Source organism: Mycobacteroides sp. H001 (assembly GCF_001440005.1).
In the GTDB taxonomy this organism is placed as follows: domain Bacteria; phylum Actinomycetota; class Actinomycetes; order Mycobacteriales; family Mycobacteriaceae; genus Mycobacterium; species Mycobacterium gwanakae.
The window spans coordinates 22,687-40,598 of sequence record NZ_LJYH01000016.1; the positions used below are offsets into that span (position 1 = coordinate 22,687).

The 17,912-nt window shown below is 63.4% G+C and carries 19 protein-coding genes and 2 pseudogenes; 11 read left to right on the top strand and 10 right to left on the bottom strand.

Annotated features, from left to right (window positions below; translation table 11 throughout):
• Positions 1-654 carry a TlpA disulfide reductase family protein gene (locus tag AOT83_RS00715; protein WP_078343129.1) on the bottom strand — a complete coding sequence of 218 codons (654 nt, stop codon included), beginning with the start codon at positions 652-654 and terminating at the stop codon, positions 1-3.
• A 1-nt stretch (position 655) separates the two neighbouring features.
• The gene (gene nth / locus AOT83_RS00720; protein WP_232783356.1) at positions 656-1,357 is read right to left on the bottom strand and encodes an endonuclease III; all 702 of its coding nucleotides are present in this window, start codon (positions 1,355-1,357) and stop codon (positions 656-658) included.
• 262 nt (positions 1,358-1,619) lie between these two features.
• Between nth and AOT83_RS00725 the strand changes: the two genes are divergently transcribed.
• Positions 1,620-1,958, top strand: coding sequence for a hypothetical protein (locus tag AOT83_RS00725; protein ID WP_030095902.1), 339 nt, complete (start codon positions 1,620-1,622; stop codon positions 1,956-1,958).
• A 91-nt stretch (positions 1,959-2,049) separates the two neighbouring features.
• Positions 2,050-2,724 carry a cAMP-activated global transcriptional regulator CRP gene (crp, locus tag AOT83_RS00730; RefSeq protein WP_030095903.1) on the top strand — a complete coding sequence of 225 codons (675 nt, stop codon included), beginning with the start codon at positions 2,050-2,052 and terminating at the stop codon, positions 2,722-2,724.
• Positions 2,725-2,736: 12 nt separating this feature from the next.
• Here the strand turns inward: crp and AOT83_RS00735 are convergent, their stop codons facing one another.
• From AOT83_RS00735 to AOT83_RS27200, 4 genes are read right to left on the bottom strand one after another with little or no spacing between them, the layout of a single operon-like run.
• On the bottom strand, positions 2,737-3,582 hold the full coding sequence (locus AOT83_RS00735) for a DMT family transporter (RefSeq protein ID WP_057966436.1): 846 nt from the start codon (positions 3,580-3,582) through the stop codon (positions 2,737-2,739).
• A gap of 6 nt (positions 3,583-3,588) precedes the next feature.
• A complete protein-coding gene (locus AOT83_RS00740) occupies positions 3,589-4,377 on the bottom strand; it encodes an MBL fold metallo-hydrolase (protein ID WP_030095905.1) in 789 nt (262 codons plus the stop codon).
• Complete coding sequence (locus tag AOT83_RS00745) at positions 4,377-4,850, bottom strand: RidA family protein (RefSeq protein ID WP_030095906.1); 474 nt, start codon at positions 4,848-4,850, stop codon at positions 4,377-4,379. Before AOT83_RS00745 ends, AOT83_RS00740 begins: the two co-directional genes overlap by 1 nt.
• Positions 4,847-5,008, bottom strand: a complete 162-nt coding sequence (locus AOT83_RS27200) for a DUF4177 domain-containing protein (RefSeq protein ID WP_044104864.1) — start codon at positions 5,006-5,008, stop codon at positions 4,847-4,849. The genes AOT83_RS00745 and AOT83_RS27200 overlap by 4 nt, the downstream gene beginning before the upstream one ends.
• Before the next feature lie 61 nt (positions 5,009-5,069).
• Between AOT83_RS27200 and AOT83_RS00750 the strand changes: the two genes are divergently transcribed.
• Both AOT83_RS00750 and AOT83_RS00755 read left to right on the top strand, forming a co-directional pair.
• Positions 5,070-6,098, top strand: coding sequence for an ArsA-related P-loop ATPase (locus AOT83_RS00750; protein ID WP_044104955.1), 1,029 nt, complete (start codon positions 5,070-5,072; stop codon positions 6,096-6,098).
• The gene (locus tag AOT83_RS00755; protein ID WP_030095908.1) at positions 6,095-7,216 is read left to right on the top strand and encodes an ArsA family ATPase; all 1,122 of its coding nucleotides are present in this window, start codon (positions 6,095-6,097) and stop codon (positions 7,214-7,216) included. Before AOT83_RS00750 ends, AOT83_RS00755 begins: the two co-directional genes overlap by 4 nt.
• A gap of 85 nt (positions 7,217-7,301) precedes the next feature.
• On the opposite strand, the gene AOT83_RS00760 is transcribed toward AOT83_RS00755, so the two are convergent.
• The gene (locus tag AOT83_RS00760) at positions 7,302-7,619 is read right to left on the bottom strand and encodes a WhiB family transcriptional regulator (RefSeq protein ID WP_030095909.1); all 318 of its coding nucleotides are present in this window, start codon (positions 7,617-7,619) and stop codon (positions 7,302-7,304) included.
• 258 nt (positions 7,620-7,877) lie between these two features.
• On the opposite strand from AOT83_RS00760, the gene ponA2 reads away from it, so the two are divergent.
• The 4 genes and pseudogenes from ponA2 (at position 7,878) to AOT83_RS00775 (ending at position 13,629) form a co-directional block, all read left to right on the top strand.
• Positions 7,878-10,298, top strand: coding sequence for a transglycosylase/D,D-transpeptidase PonA2 (gene ponA2, locus AOT83_RS00765; RefSeq protein ID WP_030095910.1), 2,421 nt, complete (start codon positions 7,878-7,880; stop codon positions 10,296-10,298).
• A 101-nt stretch (positions 10,299-10,399) separates the two neighbouring features.
• Positions 10,400-11,362, top strand: a complete 963-nt coding sequence (locus AOT83_RS00770; RefSeq protein ID WP_030095911.1) for a metallophosphoesterase — start codon at positions 10,400-10,402, stop codon at positions 11,360-11,362.
• Position 11,363: 1 nt separating this feature from the next.
• Positions 11,364-11,477, top strand: a pseudogene (locus tag AOT83_RS28005) (PLP-dependent cysteine synthase family protein); the annotation flags it as partial.
• 424 nt (positions 11,478-11,901) lie between these two features.
• Positions 11,902-13,629, top strand: coding sequence for a DUF6119 family protein (locus AOT83_RS00775; protein ID WP_057964905.1), 1,728 nt, complete (start codon positions 11,902-11,904; stop codon positions 13,627-13,629).
• 17 nt (positions 13,630-13,646) lie between these two features.
• Here the strand turns inward: AOT83_RS00775 and AOT83_RS00780 are convergent, their stop codons facing one another.
• Complete coding sequence (locus AOT83_RS00780) at positions 13,647-14,201, bottom strand: hypothetical protein (protein ID WP_057964906.1); 555 nt, start codon at positions 14,199-14,201, stop codon at positions 13,647-13,649.
• Positions 14,202-14,361: 160 nt separating this feature from the next.
• On the opposite strand from AOT83_RS00780, the gene AOT83_RS00785 reads away from it, so the two are divergent.
• On the top strand, positions 14,362-14,982 hold the full coding sequence (locus AOT83_RS00785; protein ID WP_057964907.1) for a hypothetical protein: 621 nt from the start codon (positions 14,362-14,364) through the stop codon (positions 14,980-14,982).
• Here the strand turns inward: AOT83_RS00785 and AOT83_RS00790 are convergent.
• Complete coding sequence (locus tag AOT83_RS00790; RefSeq protein ID WP_057979819.1) at positions 14,933-16,066, bottom strand: hypothetical protein; 1,134 nt, start codon at positions 16,064-16,066, stop codon at positions 14,933-14,935. The two genes, AOT83_RS00785 and AOT83_RS00790, sit on opposite strands and share 50 nt — an antisense overlap.
• A 459-nt stretch (positions 16,067-16,525) precedes the next feature.
• A complete protein-coding gene (locus AOT83_RS00795) occupies positions 16,526-17,212 on the bottom strand; it encodes a hypothetical protein (protein WP_057964909.1) in 687 nt (228 codons plus the stop codon).
• Between the two features lie 62 nt (positions 17,213-17,274).
• Here AOT83_RS00795 and AOT83_RS00800 point away from each other — a divergent pair, with 62 nt between their 5' ends.
• Both AOT83_RS00800 and AOT83_RS28400 read left to right on the top strand, forming a co-directional pair.
• Entirely contained in the window at positions 17,275-17,529 is a 255-nt protein-coding gene (locus AOT83_RS00800; RefSeq protein WP_057964910.1) for a helix-turn-helix transcriptional regulator, read from the top strand.
• 133 nt (positions 17,530-17,662) lie between these two features.
• Positions 17,663-17,912 (top strand): annotated as a pseudogene (locus tag AOT83_RS28400) (hypothetical protein); the annotation flags it as partial.

Sequence of the window (17,912 nt, forward strand, 5' to 3'; positions counted from 1 at the left end):
CTAGAACCTCACTCCCAACGCTTGTTCCACCTCGGCACCGATCTCATCCGCCGAAGTGAACGAACGCGGTAGCACTCGGGCAACGCTACCGTCCGCTCGAATCAAAATGGTCGTGGGCATGACATTCGGTGACTTCAGCGCGGCGGCGATGCGCCGGGCCCCGTCCTGGATCATCGGCAGCCTGACGTGTAGCTCGGCGAGCTTGGCCAGCCCGGCCGCCTCGTTCTCGTCTTGATGCACCGTGACGACGGTGAGCTTGTCGCCCGCGCGGCGCTGCAGCTCGGCCATCGCCGGCAGCTCATCGGCACAGGGACCGCACCAGTAGGCCCACAGGTTCAGCACCACCTGCCGCCCGGCGAGGACGGAACCCACCGCCACCGGGGCCCCACTGCATTCCAGCGTTATCCCGGCCAGCTCGCGGGTCCCCGGTGCGCTGTCGGCGTTGGGACATGGCGGCAGTTGCGCCTGCCGGAACAGTTCCGCGAGGGCTTCGGGGGTGTCGGCGTCCCGGCGTTCGCGGGCGGCGACAGGATCCTGCCCTTGCGGCGCGCGCCGCCGCTGATCGTGTTGCTGCGACAACATGACGGCGATCAGCGCCGCGACCAGCACCATCCCCACGATCGTCCACCGCGCCCCGGTGCTGAGCCGAGACACGTCACAACCCGGCCAGGGCCAGCAGGTGCTCGGTTTCCGGCCCCTTCACCAGCGGCGCGGCCAGCTCGGGATCTGTGGGGCCCAGTCCGTACGACGGGCAGTCCTTGGCCAGTACACAGACACCGCATGCGGGCTTGCGGGCATGACATACGCGCCGACCGTGGAAGATCACCCGGTGGCTGAGCAGGGTCCATTCCTTGCGTTCAATCAGCTCTCCGACGATGTGCTCGACCTTGACCGGATCTTCTTCCTCGGTCCAGCGCCAGCGTCGCACCAGTCGCCCGAAATGCGTGTCGACGGTGATGCCCGGGATGTCAAAGGCGTTGCCCAGGACAACATTCGCCGTCTTGCGACCGATACCGGGGAGGGTGACCAGATCCTTCAGCCGCGGCGGCACCTCACCGCCGTATCGCTCCACCAGCTGGGTGCCCAGCCCGATGATCGAGTTCGCCTTGTTCCGGTAGAAGCCGGTGCTGCGGATCATCTCTTCGAGTTCGGTCCGGTTGGCTCCCGCGTAGTCCTCCGCGGTGCGGTACTTGGCGAACAACGCGGGCGTCACCATGTTGACCCGGACGTCGGTGCATTGCGCCGACAAAATGGTCGCGACCGCCAATTCCAGCGGGTTAGTGAAGTCGAGCTCGCAGTAGACGTGTGGAAATGCTTGCGCCAGAGTGCGATTCATTCGCCGCGCCCGACGGACCAATCCCGTGTGCGTCTCGGGCTTCCAGGTTCGGGCCGGAGCTGGCGTCTTTACCGTCGATTTCGCTCTGGGCTTAGAGGCCGATCCGGTCAGTGACACAAGCCCAGGGTAGCGGGAGCTGAGGACACGGGAGGGGCGAGCGTGCCCACCGATTACACCCCTGCGCAGGACAAACCGGTTGTTTTTCGTGACCTCGTCGAGATCTTGGGCGTGTTTACTTCAACCCGTGTCGGGCCTATTCGGTTTGTTGGTACCCGGACTTCTCATGCTTGCCAGCCTTGGGCTCGGGAAGCTGGAAGCCGGGTTGATGCGGCATACCTTGCAGCCGAGCGAGGTCGCCGATTTCCTGGACCAAGCCAGTCCTTCGGATATGAATCGCCTCGCGCGCGACGGCATGCCGTCAGCAATCGAGGACTTGCACCGGCGGCAATTGCAGCGCATCGAGCCGTCCTTGGAGGCGGTGTACGAGGCCACCACAAACGGCTACAACCAGCCACGAATCAACGGTTCAACGATGAATCGCCTGCGTGAAGAGGGTGTGTCCTCGATGCGCTCGCGGCATTCGGTGGTGGATTCACTGCGTGCCGGCGGCGCAGCGGTGTAGCTTGGATCACGTTCTTTAGCGACTTGGCCTCTAGACTCATGTCGAGTAGGCCAGCGCAAGCATGACTAACGAATTTGGGTAAGGGGCAAACGTGGACGAGATCCTGGCCAGGGCCGGAATCTTCCAGGGTGTCGAACCGAGTGCCATCTCGGCGCTGACCAAGCAGCTGCAGCCGGTTGACTTTCCGCGCGGGCACACGGTGTTCGCCGAGGGCGAGCCTGGCGACCGTCTGTACATCATCATCACCGGCAAGGTGAAGATCGGACGCCGGTCACCCGACGGCCGTGAGAACCTGCTGACGATCATGGGTCCGTCGGACATGTTCGGTGAGCTGTCGATCTTCGACCCCGGACCCCGGACGTCAAGCGCCACCACCATCACCGAGGTGCGCGCTGTGTCGATGGACCGGGACGCGTTGCGCGCCTGGATCGCCGACCGTCCGGAGATCGCCGAGCAGCTACTGCGCGTGCTGGCTCGCCGCCTGCGCCGCACCAACAACAATCTGGCCGATTTGATCTTCACGGATGTGCCCGGTCGCGTGGCCAAGCAGCTGCTGCAGCTGGCCCAGCGGTTCGGTACCCAGGAGGGCGGCGCGCTGCGCGTGACGCACGACCTGACACAGGAAGAGATCGCTCAGCTGGTGGGTGCATCCCGCGAGACCGTGAACAAGGCGCTGGCCGACTTCGCGCACCGCGGCTGGATCCGGCTGGAGGGCAAGAGCGTCTTGATCTCCGACTCGGAGCGGCTGGCTCGCCGCGCGCGCTAGTTTCTGCGCGCGTCAGCGTGACGCGCTCAACGCCACCACCGCGACGCACACCAGCGTGAGCACCGCGCCGGCTTGTTGAATCCAGCTGAGCCGCTCATGAAGCACCACGCGGGCGATGAGCACCGTCACCACCGGGTACAGCGAGGACAGCACCGCCGCGATGCCGAGGCTTCCGTGCGCTGAGGCGTACGTGAACAACAGAATCGCGGAGGTGTCGAGCACACCGGCGAAGGGCACCGCCCCGAACGGCGGGCGCAGATTGGCCCGCAGGTTCTTCCAGCTGAATGCCCCGAGCACCGCGATCAGCGTTACCTCGGTCGCGCGGGAAACCACGACCGCCTCAACCGGGTGGTACCTGCCGGCCTCGGCCAGCAGGATCATGCAGACACCGAACATCACCATGCAGAAGAACGACCAGATGAGCACCTGTCTGCCCGGGCGTTGCCCGTCCAGGCCCTGTGAAGCGGAGGCCAGCATGACGCCCACAAGGGTGCCCGCCAGCCCCAGATAGGTCAGTCCCGACAGCGACTGCCCGATCATGGCGCCCCAGAGGACTGGCACCACCGCACCCACCGCCGCGATGGGCGAGACGACGCCCATCGGTCCGATGGCAAGTGCGCGATACAACGCGTAAAGCGCCGTGAAAGCCGCTGGGCCGGAAAGCATTCCCAACAGCGTGCGGCCGTCGAAATGCGATGAGGACGTGACCAGCGCAACCAGGCTCACCACGGCAAGCCCGACGGGCCGGCTCAGTGCCAGTACCGCGAGAGTGGAACGTCGCTTGCTCGCGTGCCCGCCGATGAAGTCGCTGATGCCCCAGCTGAGCGAGCCCGTGAGGGCCAATGGGATGGTGTTCACCGCTGGCTAGACAGCGCGCAGGTAGTCCAGCTGCGCCTGCACCGACCATTCCGCGGCGCCCCACAGCGACGGGTCCACATCCGTATAGACGAATTCGACGACCTGCCGAGCCGAGGCATCCTCACCGAGTGCGGCTAGCGCCCCGCGCACCTGGTCGAGGCGCTGCTCGCGGTGTGCCAGATACTCGGCCGATATCGCCGACAAGTCACCCAACTCCGGACCGTGGCCGGGCAGCACGGTGCGCTTGCCCAGGCCCTCAAGACGTTTCAGCGACTCCAGGTAGTCACCGAGGCCTCCGCCGTCCTGCGCGATGACGGTTGTACCCCGCCCGAGGATGGTGTCGGCCGTCAGCACCGCGTCGTCAAGAACGAAGGACACCGAGTCGTCGCTATGCCCGGGTGTTGCGAGCACCGAGATGGACAAGCCCGCGACGTCGATGTGCTCGCCGTCTGTCAGGGCCACCGAATCGCCGCGCAGCCAGGCCGGGTCCGCCGCGCGCACCGGCGCACCGGTCAGTTCGACCAGCCTGTCGACGCCGCCGGTGTGATCGAAGTGCCGATGGCTCACCAGAATCAGTGCCACCTTGCCGATTTTCGCCAGCTCCTCGACGTGTACATCGGGGTCACCGGTGGCGACACCCGGGCCAGGGTCGACGATGACGATCTCATCGCTGCTCGGGGCGCGCAGCACCCAGGTGTTGGTGCCTTCCAGCGTCATCATCCCCGGGTTGTTGGCCAGCAGCACCGAAGCGGTTTCGGTGACCGGACGCAGCTGCCCGTAGGCGGGATGGGTCATCAGGCGGATGCTTCCGCTGTGACCTCCACGATGATCTCCACCTCCACCGGGGCGTTGATCGGCAGCTCCGCGACCCCCACAGCCGAGCGCGCGTGCACACCTGCGTCTCCGAACACCTCACCCAGCAGCTCCGATGCCCCGTTCACCACGCCGGGCTGACCGGTGAAACCCGATGCCGATGCGACGAATCCGACGACCTTGACCACCTTCACGACGTTGTCGATCCCGACAAGTGCGTCCACTGCGGCGACGGCGTTGAGAGCAGAGATGCGGGCCAGGGCCTTGGCGTCCTCCGGGGACACCTCGGCGCCGACCTTTCCGGCGGTGACCAGACTGCCGTCCACGATGGGCAGCTGTCCGGAGGTGTAGACGTGGTTGCCGCTGCGCACCGCGGGCTGGTACGCCGCCAGGGGCGCGGCGACGGCGGGCAGCTCGATTCCCAGCTCGGCCAGCCGGGCGCTATGCGTGCTCACTTCGACCTCTTCAGGTAGGCGACATGCTGTTCACCAGTGGGCCCCGGAAGCACACTCACCAGCTCCCAGCCATCGCTTCCCCACTGGTCCAGGATCTGTTTGGTGGCGTGTGTCAACAGCGGGACGGTGGCGTACTCCCATACGGTGCGTTCGGTCATACACGCACCCTAGGGCGTTCGTCGTTGGCAGTCGATCGTGGACAGTTAGCATGCGTGCGTGGTGAACACTTCCCCTGACGACGACGCAGGGACCTCAGCCAACGCCTGGCCCGCGCGAGTCGCGAATGCGCGACTGCACTTTGTGACCGGCAAGGGCGGGACTGGAAAGTCCACCATCGCCGCGGCCCTGGCCCTGGCGCTCGCCGCAGGCGGCCGCAAGGTGCTGCTGGTCGAGGTCGAAAACCGGCAGGGCATCGCCCAGCTTTTCGACGTACCTCCGCTGGCGCCCAAGGAACTCAAGATCGCCACCGCCGAGGGCGGCGGAGCGGTGAACGCGCTCGCTGTCGAGATCGAGACGGCGTTCATGGAGTACCTCGAGATGTTCTACAACCTCGGCCTGGCCGGGCGTGCGATGAAGCGCATCGGCGCCATCGAGTTCGCGACCACGATTGCGCCGGGTCTGCGCGATGTCATCCTCACCGGAAAAATCAAGGAATGCATCGTCCGCGTCGACAAGTCCGGACGGCATGTGTATGACGCCGTCGTGGTCGACGCCCCGCCCACCGGCCGGATCGCCCGCTTCCTAGATGTGACGTCGGCGCTATCCGATATCGCCAAGGGCGGACCCATTCACTCGCAGTCCGAGGGGGTGCGCAAGCTGCTGCACTCGGATCAGACGGCCATCCACCTGGTGACTCTGCTTGAGGCTCTGCCCATGCAGGAGACCGCCGAGGCCATCGCCGAACTGAGCGGGATGGGCCTACCGATCGGCAGTGTGATCGTCAACCGAACCGTGGTGCCGCATCTGTCGCCGGCAGATCTGGACAAGGCCGCCGAGGGTGTCATTGACGCCGACGCGGTTCGTAAAGCGTTGGCCGATAACAACGTAACCATCTCCGACGCTGACTTCGCCGGTCTGCTCACCGAAACCATCGAGCACGCGACCCGGATGCGGGCACGGGCCGAGAGCGAGGAACTGCTCGGCGAGTTGCAGATACCGCGACTGGAATTGCCCTCCCTGGCCGACGGCGTCGACCTGGGCAGCCTCTACGAATTGGCCGAGAGCCTGGCCGAGCAGGGAGTCCGATGAGCAACACACCTGCCGTCTTGGACATGGCGGCCATCCTCGAAGACCGCAAGAACCGCGTCGTGGTCTGCTGCGGGGCCGGTGGTGTCGGCAAGACCACCACGGCCGCTTCGGTCGCGCTACGGGCCGCGGAGTACGGCCGCACCGTTGTGGTGCTGACCATCGACCCGGCCCGCCGGTTGGCGCAATCGCTGGGCATCGAAGCGCTCGGCAACACCCCGCAGCAGGTACACATCGAGGGCATCAAGGGCGAGCTGTACGCGATGATGCTGGACATGCGTCGCACCTTCGACGAGTTGGTGGTCCAGCACGCGGGATCCGATCGCGCACAATCGATTCTGGACAACAAGTTCTATCAGACCGTCGCCACCTCCATGTCGGGCACACAGGAGTACATGGCCATGGAGAAGCTCGGACAGCTTCTCCATGAAGACAAATGGGATCTGATCGTGGTGGATACCCCGCCGTCACGTAACGCACTGGACTTCCTGGACGCACCAAAGCGGTTGGGCAGCTTCATGGATGGACGTCTCTGGAAGATGCTGCTGGGCTCCAGCCGCGGCTTGGGCCGGATCGTCACGGGAGCCGTCGGACTGGCGATGAAAGCGCTGTCGACGGTCCTCGGATCGCAATTACTTTCCGATGCTTCAATGTTCGTGCAATCTCTGGACTCCACGTTCGGAGGATTCCGCGAGAAGGCTGACCGCACCTATGAGCTGCTGCGTCGACGCAGCACCCAGTTCGTCGTGGTGTCGGCCGCCGAACCCGATGCGTTGCGTGAGGCCACCTTCTTCGTCGAGCGGCTGACCCAGGAGGGCATGCCGCTGGCCGGCCTCATCCTCAACCGCACTCATCCCACGCTGTCGACCCTGACCGTCGAGCGCGCCGTCGATGTCGCGGACAACCTCGAAGAGTCGGGCGAGTACAGCCTGCCGGCGGCGGTGCTGCGGGTTCATGCCGAGCGCGCGGCCACCGCCAAGCGGGAGATCCGGCTGCTGTCGCGGTTTACGAGCGCCAATCCCACGGTTCCGATCGTCGGGGTGCCTTCACTCCCGTTCGACGTGTCCGACGTGGATGCGCTGCGCGCGATCGCCGATCAGATCACCGGCGTCGCCTCTTAACCCCAGATACACGTCGAGTGTCGACTTCTCGGGCGGAAGTTCAGGAGAACAACCCGAGAATCCGACACTCGACGAAAAGAACTAGTTAGACCGCGCTCTTGTGCTTGCGCTGCGCGGCGAAGAAGTCGGCCCAGGAATCCACCTCGGGGTGAGCCTTGAGCATCGCGCGACGCTGCCGTTCGGTCAGTCCGCCCCACACACCGAACTCCACGCGGTTGTCCAGCGCGTCGGCGCCGCATTCCATCATGACCGGGCAGTGCCGGCAGATCACTGCTGCCTTGCGCTGCGCTGCCCCGCGGACGAACAACTCGTCAGGGTCGCCTTGTCTGCATCTGGCCTGTGAAACCCAGGCAATGCGCGCTTCTCCACCATCGATTGATACCGCCGTATGCAACGCACTCATGGCTGGCCGTGAAGCTGACACTGGCAATCCCTTCTGTAACTAGCGGCCCATAAGAGGCGTGGGCCACACTCCGCTTGGTGTGTAACTTGAATCACACCGTGAGATCAAGTTAGTGGTCAGAGATCTTCAACGCAACACCTGATCCGAATTTTTTGGGACGGTTGTGCCGACAACGTCTTTTTCATCGCCCCGCCGGGGCCCGGCGTTACCGATCAACTACCGGCAGACACCTCTGGGGAGGCCACGTACCCTGTGCCTATGCCAGAACGCCCGCCCGAGTCGGTGACCCTCGCGAAGCTCGCGGGATGCGGGCTTATCGCGGCGGTCATCCTGGCCGGATTGATGTTCCCCCTCGCGGGCGGCTTCGGGTTGGCGTCCAACCGCGCCTCCGATGTGGTGGCCAATGGGTCCACCCAGCTGCTCGAGGGTGAGGTACCCGCGGTCACCACCGTGGAAGACGCCAAGGGCAACAAGATCGCCTACCTCTACACGCAGCGGCGATTCGAGGTGCCCGCCGATCAGATCGCCGACACCATCAAGCTGGCCCTGCTGTCCATCGAGGACAAGCGGTTCACCTCGCACAACGGTGTCGACTGGAAGGGCACGCTCGGCGGCCTGGCCGGATACGCCTCCGGTGACGAGGACACCCGCGGTGGTTCCACCATCGAGCAGCAGTACGTGAAGAACTACCAGCTGCTGGTGGTGGCCAAGACCGACGCCGAACGCAAGGCCGCCATCGAGACCACCCCCGCGCGCAAGCTGCGCGAGATCCGGATGGCGCTGCGGCTGGACCGCACCTTTACCAAGCAGGAGATCCTGACCCGGTACCTGAACCTGGTGTCCTTCGGTAACAACTCGTTCGGGGTGCAGGATGCCGCACAGACCTACTTCGGCGTCGATGCCAAGGACCTGAACTGGCAGCAGGCGGCGCTGCTGGCGGGCATGGTGCAGTCCACCTCCGGGCTGAATCCCTACGTCAACCCCGAACGTGCGCTGGCCCGCCGGAACCTGGTGCTCGACACCATGATCGCCAACGCCCCGGAAAAGAAGGCCGAACTGGTGGCGGCCAGGGCGCAACCCCTCGGTGTGCTGCCCCAGCCCAATGAGCTGCCGCGCGGATGCATAGCCGCCGGAGACCGCGCGTTCTTCTGTGACTACGTGCTCGACTACCTGGCCAAGTCGGGTATCAGCAAGGACCAGGTGATGAAGGGTGGATATCTCATCCGCACCACCCTGGATCCCGATGTGCAGAACTCAGTGAAACAGGCGGTCTCCCACGTCGCCGATCCGGGTCTCAACGGTGTCGCCGATGTCATGAGCGTCATCAAGCCGGGACAGACCAGCCACCCCATCATGGCCATGGCATCCAGTCGCACTTATGGACTGGATGGCGCAGCCAACGAGACGATGCAGCCGCAGCCCTTCTCCCTCGTCGGCGACGGCGCCGGATCGATCTTCAAGATCTTCACGGTCGCCGCCGCCATGGATATGGGCATGGGCATCAACACTGTGCTCGATGTGCCGCCCACCTTCTCGGCCAAGGGGCTCGGCAGCAGCGACGGCACCAAGGGCTGTCCCAAGGACACCTGGTGCGTCAAGAACGTCGGTAACTACCGTTCCCCGATGAGCGTCACCGACGCCCTGGCCACTTCGCCGAACACCGCGTTCGCCAAGTTGATTCAGTCGATCGGCGTATCAAAGGCGGTCGACATGGCCGTCAAGTTGGGCATGCGTTCCTACGCGCAGGCGGGCACCGCCAAGCCCTATGACCCCGAGGGCGACGAGAGCCTGGCCGACTACATCAAGAAGTACAACCTGGGCTCGTTCACACTGGGCCCCATCCAGGTGAACGCCCTCGAACTATCCAATGTGGCAGCCACTTTGGCCTCTGGTGGCAAGTGGTGCCCACCCAATCCGATCGACAAGGTCTTCGACCGCCACGGCAAAGAGGTCCCGACCACCACCGAGGCCTGCGAGCAGGCGGTACCCACCGGGCTCGCCAACACCCTCGCGAACGCGCTGAGTAAGGACGATCAGCCCGGCGGCACCGCCGCAGGCTCGGCAGGCTCGGTCGGCTGGAACCTGCCGTTGTCCAGTAAGACGGGAACCACTGAAGCGCACCGGTCTTCGGCCTTCCTGGGATTCACCAACAACTTGGCCGCGGCGAGCTACATCTTCGACGACTCGACGTCCCCCGGCGATCTGTGTTCCTTCCCGCTGCGCAAGTGCGGCGACGGAAACCTGTACGGCGGAAATGAGCCCGCCAGGGCCTGGTTCGAAGCCATGAAACCGATCGCCGAGAACTACGGCCCTACGGCCCTGCCGCCCACCGAACCGCGGTACGTCGACGGAGGTCCGGGCTCCAAGGTGCCCAGTATCAACGGACTGCGCGAATCCGAGGCACGTGACGTTCTCAAGAAGGCCGGATTCAAGGTTGCCGACCAAGCCAGTGTGGTGAACAGCACCGCGCCGTTCAACGAGGTCGTCGGCACCAGCCCATCTGGAACGACCATCCCGGGATCGACCGTCACCATCCTGCTGAGTAACGGCATCCCGCCGGCGCCGCCGCCTATCGTCATTCCGGGCCTGGGCGGCCCACCGGGCGAGATGACGACGACGGTCGTCAACATCCCCGGCCTGCCGCCGATCACCGTCCCGGTGCTGGCGCCGCCCCCGTGAGCTAGCTGCCCGTCTTCGCGCACGCCGTTCACGACGAGAAATTCGCCACGTTTTGCGCTGGTGATCAAGGGTCACTCAGCTTTCGGAGTTACTCTCGGATGATGAACACGTCGTTCAACACGGTTATCAAGCGAGCGGCCGCTTATTCGGCAGGTTCGGCCGCGCTTGGCATCGGGTACGCGTCGATCATCGAACGCAACGCGTTCACCGTCCGCGAAGCGACGATGGATGTACTCGACCCCGGAGCCTCCCCGCTACGGGTGCTGCACATCAGTGATATCCACATGCGTCCCGGCCAGCACCTCAAGCAGGCCTGGTTGCGCGAGCTGGCGCAGTGGCAGCCGGACCTGGTGATCAATACCGGCGACAACCTGGCGCACCCCAAGGCGGTGTCTTCTGTCGTGCAGGCCCTGGGGGATTTGCTCTCGGTCCCAGGACTTTTCGTCTTCGGAAGCAACGACTACTTCGGCCCGCGGCTGAAGAACCCGGCCAAATATCTGTACAAGAGCGATGAGCGCAAGCACGGGGAACCGCTGCCGTGGCAGGATCTGCGCGCGGCGTTTACCGAGCGCGGCTGGCACGATATGACCCACACTCGGCACGAGCTGGAGGTCGGCGGCGTGCGGATCGCGGCCGCCGGAGTCGATGACCCGCATCTGCACCGGGACCGCTACGACACCATCGCCGGAATGCCGAATCCGCTGGCCACACTGCGGCTGGGGCTGACCCATTCGCCCGAGCCGCGGGTACTCGACCGCTTCGCCGAGGACGGCTACCAGTTGGTGATGGCCGGTCACACCCATGGCGGGCAGCTGTGCTTGCCGTTCTATGGAGCGATCGTCACCAACTGCGAACTGGATCGTTCCCGGGTGAAGGGACCGTCACGCTGGGGTTCGCATATGCAGCTGCACGTGTCGGCGGGTATCGGCACATCGCCATTCGCGCCGATGCGGTTCTTCTGCCGTCCCGAGGCGACGCTGCTGACCCTGGTGCCTGCGCGCATCGACGGCCAAGGGACCGACGCCGAATCCGGCGACCGGCTGCCCAGCGCCACCGCGCAGTGACGTGAGCCGCGCGTGGGCCGATAACGCGGTCCGGCTGATCGAGGCGGACGCCCGTCGCAGCGCCGACACCCATCTGCTGCGGTACCCGCTGCCTGCGGCCTGGGCCGATACCGTGTTATCTGTAGGTACATGTTGGGTGTACTCGACTGTCCTCGACGGTTGCTGGTGGCCTGTTTGATTTCGTGAGCTACAGGGTTATCTGTAGTGCTGTACTTGATGAGCTGTGTGTCTCATCGCATCTACGTGAGCGTCTCGTTGACTTGCTCACGGTCTCAGGGTGTTTGGCGATGAAGTCGTCCGTTGGATTGAGCAAGGGCGGAAGCGCTCAAACTTTAGATAGATGCGTCTCTGAGCGGGCATGCGTAGTGATGTTCTGCTGGGCAGTGCGCTACAACGATTCGCGATCATGATGCCGTGAAGTCTGATAGAACTCTGCCAAGATGCTGTCGATCAGTGTGGCTGGTCGACAGGTTGGCGCATGGAAATGTCGGGGGTGTTACGCGTAATGCATGCTCTCCCAATGAAGATGAGGAAGAAGCATGGCACGTAAAAAGCCTTCAGCTACGGCGACAACCCTGTACCGGCTCACCGATGTGACTGACCTGCGCAGCGCTATCCGTCAGAAGTACCTCAACGACCGCGAGAATTTCACGGAGATTGCCTGCTCGGTGGCTGACCGTGAAGCTCTGCTGGTACATGGGCATATGAAAACCGAACGTGCCCGGTGGGCCGATCGTCTCGGCACGTTGATCGGTCAGTCGTTGACTGCTTCCAATCAGAACGCCGCGGCGGTGCTGTTGATCAAGGGCAAGGAATCATCAACTGGCGACACTGGCGATCCCGCAGCTGTAGAGACCGATGCAGATGGTGAGACGGATACCCAGGACGCCTCCGATGGGCACATCACGGTGTGGGCAGTGGCCTACGGGATGGGGTTTCACCTGTTGGATCAAGCCTATGTCGATCCGGGTTTCGGGCAGCGCATCGCGATACGTACCGCGCACGCCGATAGCTTGAATTCGTTGACCAGCAAGACAATGGACAGTCGCGCCAAAGTGGACCGATCCTCAATTCCGTCGGGTTCACAGCTCAGCGGCTTTGGTCTCGGTGATTTCGGCGAGTTGGTCACCCGTGTGGTCGCCACCGCGCAAATCGAGGGTTTAACCGTCGACAAACCCTTCAAGGTGCGCGGCGCTGATGCACTGAATCTGCCATTGGCCCACAGTCCCAGCGCTCTTCTCGAAGACCTTGTCTTGATTGAGCAGACGCTGAAAAAGGCTCCGCTGAAAGAACTTCAGATTCTGGAGCAACTTGTGGCCCTGAAGAAGGACAACCCGACCGCTGCCAAGCTCGACAGACTCTTGGCTGCCGCGCTCCTAGATGCCGGCAGTGTTCAGGTCGGGATCGCCTGGCCGTATGAGGGTGTCAATGAGAACGGCACCCCCGCCTCGTTCCGCATGAAAGGGCACGGGGTAAAGACGACAAACGACGGCGTCCCCTCCGTTGAGGTGATCCGGCAAGTAATCGATTCCAAGAACGTTCTGGGATCGCTGACCGACATCAAGGTCCAACTGTTCAGCGATCCCGATGGGCAAAGTCCTATCAGCTCAGATATTCCGCTGCGCAAGTGGATAGCGTTCGAAGATGTCGTGGATAACCGCCGATACTTCCTGCACGATGGCCTGTGGTACCTGATGGATGACAACTATGCTGCACAACTCCAGACCCGGGTGCGTGAAATATTCAGTGGTACATGGGAATCGGCTTTGCCGCCATGGAACCAGCAGGGCGACAACATGATATCGGAGGAGCAGTACAACATTGACGCCGCCAAACATCTCGGCGGATGGGTACTTGACCGGCAACTGATCACCACGACCCAGAATCGGCGTGGGTTTGAAACATGTGACATTCTGGCACCCGACGGCGCCTTGATCCATGTGAAGAAAGCTAACGCCTCAGCGCCGCTGAGTCATCTATTCGCCCAAGGCCATAACTCAGCTCACTCTCTGCTGCACGACAACGAAGCCCGCACCAAGTTCCGCGCACTTGTGAGGAAAAACGGTGGCGACCCCGAGCTGGTCAAGCGCAAACCCGCGGCGGTGGTGTTCGCCATCGCACGGTCAGCCACCGGCAAAGACGCGTTCGATCCCGACAGCCTGTACAGCTTCAGTCAAGTCACACTGGTAAGGACCGTCGATGACCTCAATGCGGCAGGCATCAAGGTCTATGTCGTACCGATCGACAACGACGCTGGCGTCAACTAGCGCGGGTGTAGCGCCGCTCAGTGCGCCGCATCAGATGGCGGCGGCGCGGACGGATGGATCAACACCGACAGCGCCATGTCGTAGCCGTGCATCATGGTGCGCAGCTTCTTGTAGGTCTGCATGCGGGTATGTGCCTGCTGCGCGAATGCCTGCGCTTGCTGCGCGGCGGCCTCGGCTTCACCGATTACCGCATCCATCGCCGCGTCGGCGGCGGCTTTGACCGATATCAACGCATCGAGTACGTCAGCCAGTCGTGGCTGACCGGCCGGGCCATCGGAGCTGCCGTCACCAGATGATGCTCGTCCACCGCGGTCGAAGCTGTCCTCTGTTGGAGGGCGTACGGCGAAGTTTCGCCGCCGCAGATATGCATCGACCACATCGCGATGTGAGCGCTTGTTGGATTTTGTACCGAGGCTGGGAAACACCTCGAACGCGAGGCCACCTTCTTGCTGCCGTTCCCATTTGTCCCACCAGCTGCGGACGGTGTTCGGTTGTCGCCGGCCCCCTGTGCGGGCCGCGATGGCGTTGGCATCGAGCCACTCGGGACCAGGGGCGGCGGTCTCGGGCACCATGAGTCAACGATAAAGTGAATGCGCCAATTTGGGCTATGGTGGGACAAAATATGGCTGTTGGGATATTGATTCGTTATATATTGGCGCAAAATCCCGTAATATGTGCCATGTGGTGGCGCGATTCGATAGTTCAGTGCGCTGTGAGCGGGTCGTTGGCGCAATGGGTAGCCTGCTTGACGGAGAACCGTCGATCTATGTTCCTGACGGCGCCCGCATCACCGGGGGGCGCGGCGATGCGTTTGTGCGTATCGACTGGGCCGAACACGACCGCCGTCAGCGCACCGGGCTCAAGGCAATTACCCAGCTGTGGCACTTGGACATGCTGATGAACCTGCCCTTGGATGAGCCGGTCGCAGCCGACACCCTCACCAGCGACGAGCAGTGGTGCCTAGATCGCGTACCTGCCGGAGCGGTTGAACGCGACGGTCGATGGGCCATCCGTCGGTGCAAACCCGTCACCACGATCGCCGCCGTTGTGCTCTGGGGTTCACACCTGCACAAGCTGCTCAAGGGCGTTGCACCTTTTGCGCGGGTGGCTCAGCGGATGCTCGTGCTCGATCACGTGCCTGAACAGTTCGATCAGATCGCCTGGGAGGCCCGCTACCAGGGCACCGGGGTGTGGGCGGCCACTGATACCGAAGCGATCGAGCTGATCGCGCCCGAGCCCGTCCGGCCGCGCTACTACACGCCGGCGCGGTGGAAAGCCAATGAATACGCTTACCGCGCTTGGCTCACGATGCAAAAACAACCGGAGCGCGCCAGCCAGGGTTATCCCGCTTGACCAGGGCCACCAGTGTGGGATCGATGATGACCGCGGCGCGTGAGTGGTTGAGCTCGTGATAGCGATCGGCGGCTTCGACGCGTTCTCGGCTGAGCCAATCCAAGCGCTTGTCGACATGAACTTGCAGTAGCTCCTGGCACCACGCCGCCGCCCCGTGCACGTTGTGCTCATGGATTTCGTTGTGGGCCTGGGGATGTGGCACATACTTGTGTGGCTGCTTGCCGCAGATACGGCACGAAGAGGGCACCGAGTCGAAGTACCAGTCGCCGTAGGTCAGCGGATTGCGGTAGGTCAGCAAGTCCAGATGAAAACGGCCCGGGACACCGCCGCGGGCGAAGCCGGTGTTCTCGTCCCCAGGCGCTGCGGGCCAGCGCATCCCCGAACGGATGCCGATTCCAGCCATCGCGGCTCCCGCACACAGTGCATCGGTGGCAATCAGCGCATCCACACCTAACAACCACGCTCCTGGATGCTCGCGCAGGACCCTCTGCAAGCCGGTGACTCGATTGCTCTTAGCAAGAGCCTCCCGGTCGCCGGCGAACACAAACCCCAACGGCATATGCGCCAACGGCTCCAGCTCGGTGAGGAACTGTGAGACCACCGACGCATTGAGCATGCGCGCATGTGTCGGAATCAATCCGACCACACGGTCAGAGGGCTCTGTCTGAAGCAACCTTCGACGCAGTGCCCGTAGGGTGCCCCAGTCCTCGGCGGCCACGAACCGCGAAGGGGTGAACACCGCATCAGCTCCTGAACTGTCCAGATAGTTCGGCGCCCAGGAACTCAGATCAATGTGCCCTGATCGGGCGCTGGGCCGATCCAGAAGCCCCGAGGCGGGAAGCTCCAGCGGTCGGCGAGCGGTGCCCTGCTTGTGGCGCCAGTGCCCGGGGTCGACCACAACCGTGACCCGCCGCTGCTCTGCGAGGGTTTGACGGATGTGCCGGGCCTCTGATCGGTCACGGATGATGACAGCGATGTTGCTGCGCGCTGCGGCCTGCAGAGCTACCGGCAGCATGTCACGGTCGGTATAGACCGCTACCCGCGTCCCGAATGGATCGGGATCCACCGTATTGACAACATCCACAGCTTCCACTATCGCAAATGAGTCCGACACCATGCGGTCGCCAAACTCTGAGAATTGTTTGGCAAATTCACTTGTCTTGCCTCAGCGCCGCGAGACCGCAGATGAACCCGGGCCCGTTCAGCCATCCGGAATTTGATTAATGAACCTGCATCAATCATTCGTCCTAACGGGCCGGGGATGCCTGCGGATGTCGCGGTCTGCGCTGCGGCCGGCGGTCAGCTCAATTCTGAGCGGTAGATCCGTTCATGGGCGCCAGGGCCATCCCGAAATTGTGATGAGAGTTCCAGGCCGCATTGCTTTCGCAGAACGGCTGCCGGGTGCAGATTGCGCCCAGCGGTGCCCTTCCTCGGCATCGCGGCCGCAATGGCATTCGTATACCTTCACACCCAGGCCACACGGCGTCGGGGCCGGGCTCACAGCGCACGGGATGCACAGTGCGTAAACATCTTTGGTGCGCCACTAGTTGGGCACGATGTCGTTGACCCATTGGGCACGTTGTTCCCGGGTGGATATCCAGTGGGCTGCGATCTTCTCGCCAACGGCTCGCTGAAGGTTGCGTAGATCGTTGTGGGAACGCGCTTGGCGCGCATCGTTCTTTTCGTGGTGCACCCGGTATTGCTCACGCTCCTCGGCTGTTGCATGCAAATAGCAGTGAGCCCCGAACATTCCCGAACCTAGGTAGATCGCCGAATTGGTACAGTCCTCGCCGGTCGTCTTGACCATCGCCGAGCACCTGGGGCGTTGTCCGGCAACGGTTTGAGTGCGATCGGGTCTGGGCAGCTGGTACAGATGACGCTCCAACCGGTCGCACAGCGCCGGAACCGGCAGCACCTTGGTGGCGCCACGGCGTACCGCGGCGTTGTGCCGGGCGAAGATTGCCTTAGGGCGCGATAACCCGTTGCCCCATCGTTCATCGAGCTCGGCGCCCTGATGCACGATGCTGGCCGCCTGGTAAGCCTCCAAGGTGCCGCGGTGCGCGGCCAGGATGTCGTTGGCCAGGTCGGCGAAATTGAGGTCAGCCTGCTCCGGCAAGGTCTGCAGCACCAGAAGGCATTCGAGCATCTTCATACGCAGCTCATCAATGACATCTAGGGCCAGTGCGGACACGGTCTCGTCAGGGTCAAAGTCGGGATCAGTTTCGAACACGAAGCAGCAATGTACTACTAGTAGGGCAGACTTTTGGTACGGACGCGCAATAACTGAGGTGCGTGCCTACCCGACCCAGCCAGAACGACCCTGCGCGTGTGGCGCGTTGGGAACAGACCCGAGCCAACGTCGGCCGCAGGATTCGTGAATACAGATTGCGCAAGGGGTTGACCCAAGAAGGGCTAGCTTTGCAATCAGGGGTGACGCGCAATGTGTTGATCGACGTCGAACACGGTCGAAGGGGCCTGCTCTATGAGCGCCTGTTCGACATCGCCGACGCGCTGGGAATCGCCGTCGGTGATCTCGTCGAAGATTGACCGTTGCTCGGCCGCGTGAACTAGTGCGGCGATGAACGCCAACAACTGACTTGACAGCTGAGATTGTCGGTGGGATCTCACGTTTGGGCGATCAAGCCTGCACCGCCCCTGATCCACCCAGGCGCCCACGAGAGTGCTGCCTGATCAAACGGAACTCTCCGAAGCGTTGGGTTCGCCGATGCAGGCCAGGTATGGCGGTAGACCCGGCGGAGTGCAGGTGCTGCCGAACGGGTATGGCCGACACGTCTCCGGTGGAGTGCATCAAGGTCCATGCAGCGGCCGTGCGGACGCACCTCTGATGCCGGTGACCTGCTGACCACCGTGCTGATGTTCTCCGGCACAGGCAGCAGCCGACCTGTGCCCGTGCAGCGTGCCCTAGCCCG

Bases quoted from the DNA above. Each gene is read 5' to 3' on its own strand.
- ponA2 (WP_030095910.1), top strand. From the start codon at position 7,878: ATGCCAGAACGCCCGCCCGAGTCGGTGACCCTCGCGAAGCTCGCGGGA.
- AOT83_RS00775 (WP_057964905.1), top strand. From the start codon at position 11,902: ATGGCACGTAAAAAGCCTTCAGCTACGGCGACAACCCTGTACCGGCTC.
- AOT83_RS27200 (WP_044104864.1), bottom strand. From the start codon at position 5,008: ATGACCGAACGCACCGTATGGGAGTACGCCACCGTCCCGCTGTTGACA.
- AOT83_RS00780 (WP_057964906.1), bottom strand. From the start codon at position 14,201: ATGGTGCCCGAGACCGCCGCCCCTGGTCCCGAGTGGCTCGATGCCAAC.
- AOT83_RS00770 (WP_030095911.1), top strand. From the start codon at position 10,400: ATGAACACGTCGTTCAACACGGTTATCAAGCGAGCGGCCGCTTATTCG.
- AOT83_RS00740 (WP_030095905.1), bottom strand. From the start codon at position 4,377: ATGACCCATCCCGCCTACGGGCAGCTGCGTCCGGTCACCGAAACCGCT.
- AOT83_RS00785 (WP_057964907.1), top strand. From the start codon at position 14,362: ATGGGTAGCCTGCTTGACGGAGAACCGTCGATCTATGTTCCTGACGGC.
- AOT83_RS00755 (WP_030095908.1), top strand. From the start codon at position 6,095: ATGAGCAACACACCTGCCGTCTTGGACATGGCGGCCATCCTCGAAGAC.
- AOT83_RS00760 (WP_030095909.1), bottom strand. From the start codon at position 7,619: ATGAGTGCGTTGCATACGGCGGTATCAATCGATGGTGGAGAAGCGCGC.
- AOT83_RS00725 (WP_030095902.1), top strand. From the start codon at position 1,620: ATGCTTGCCAGCCTTGGGCTCGGGAAGCTGGAAGCCGGGTTGATGCGG.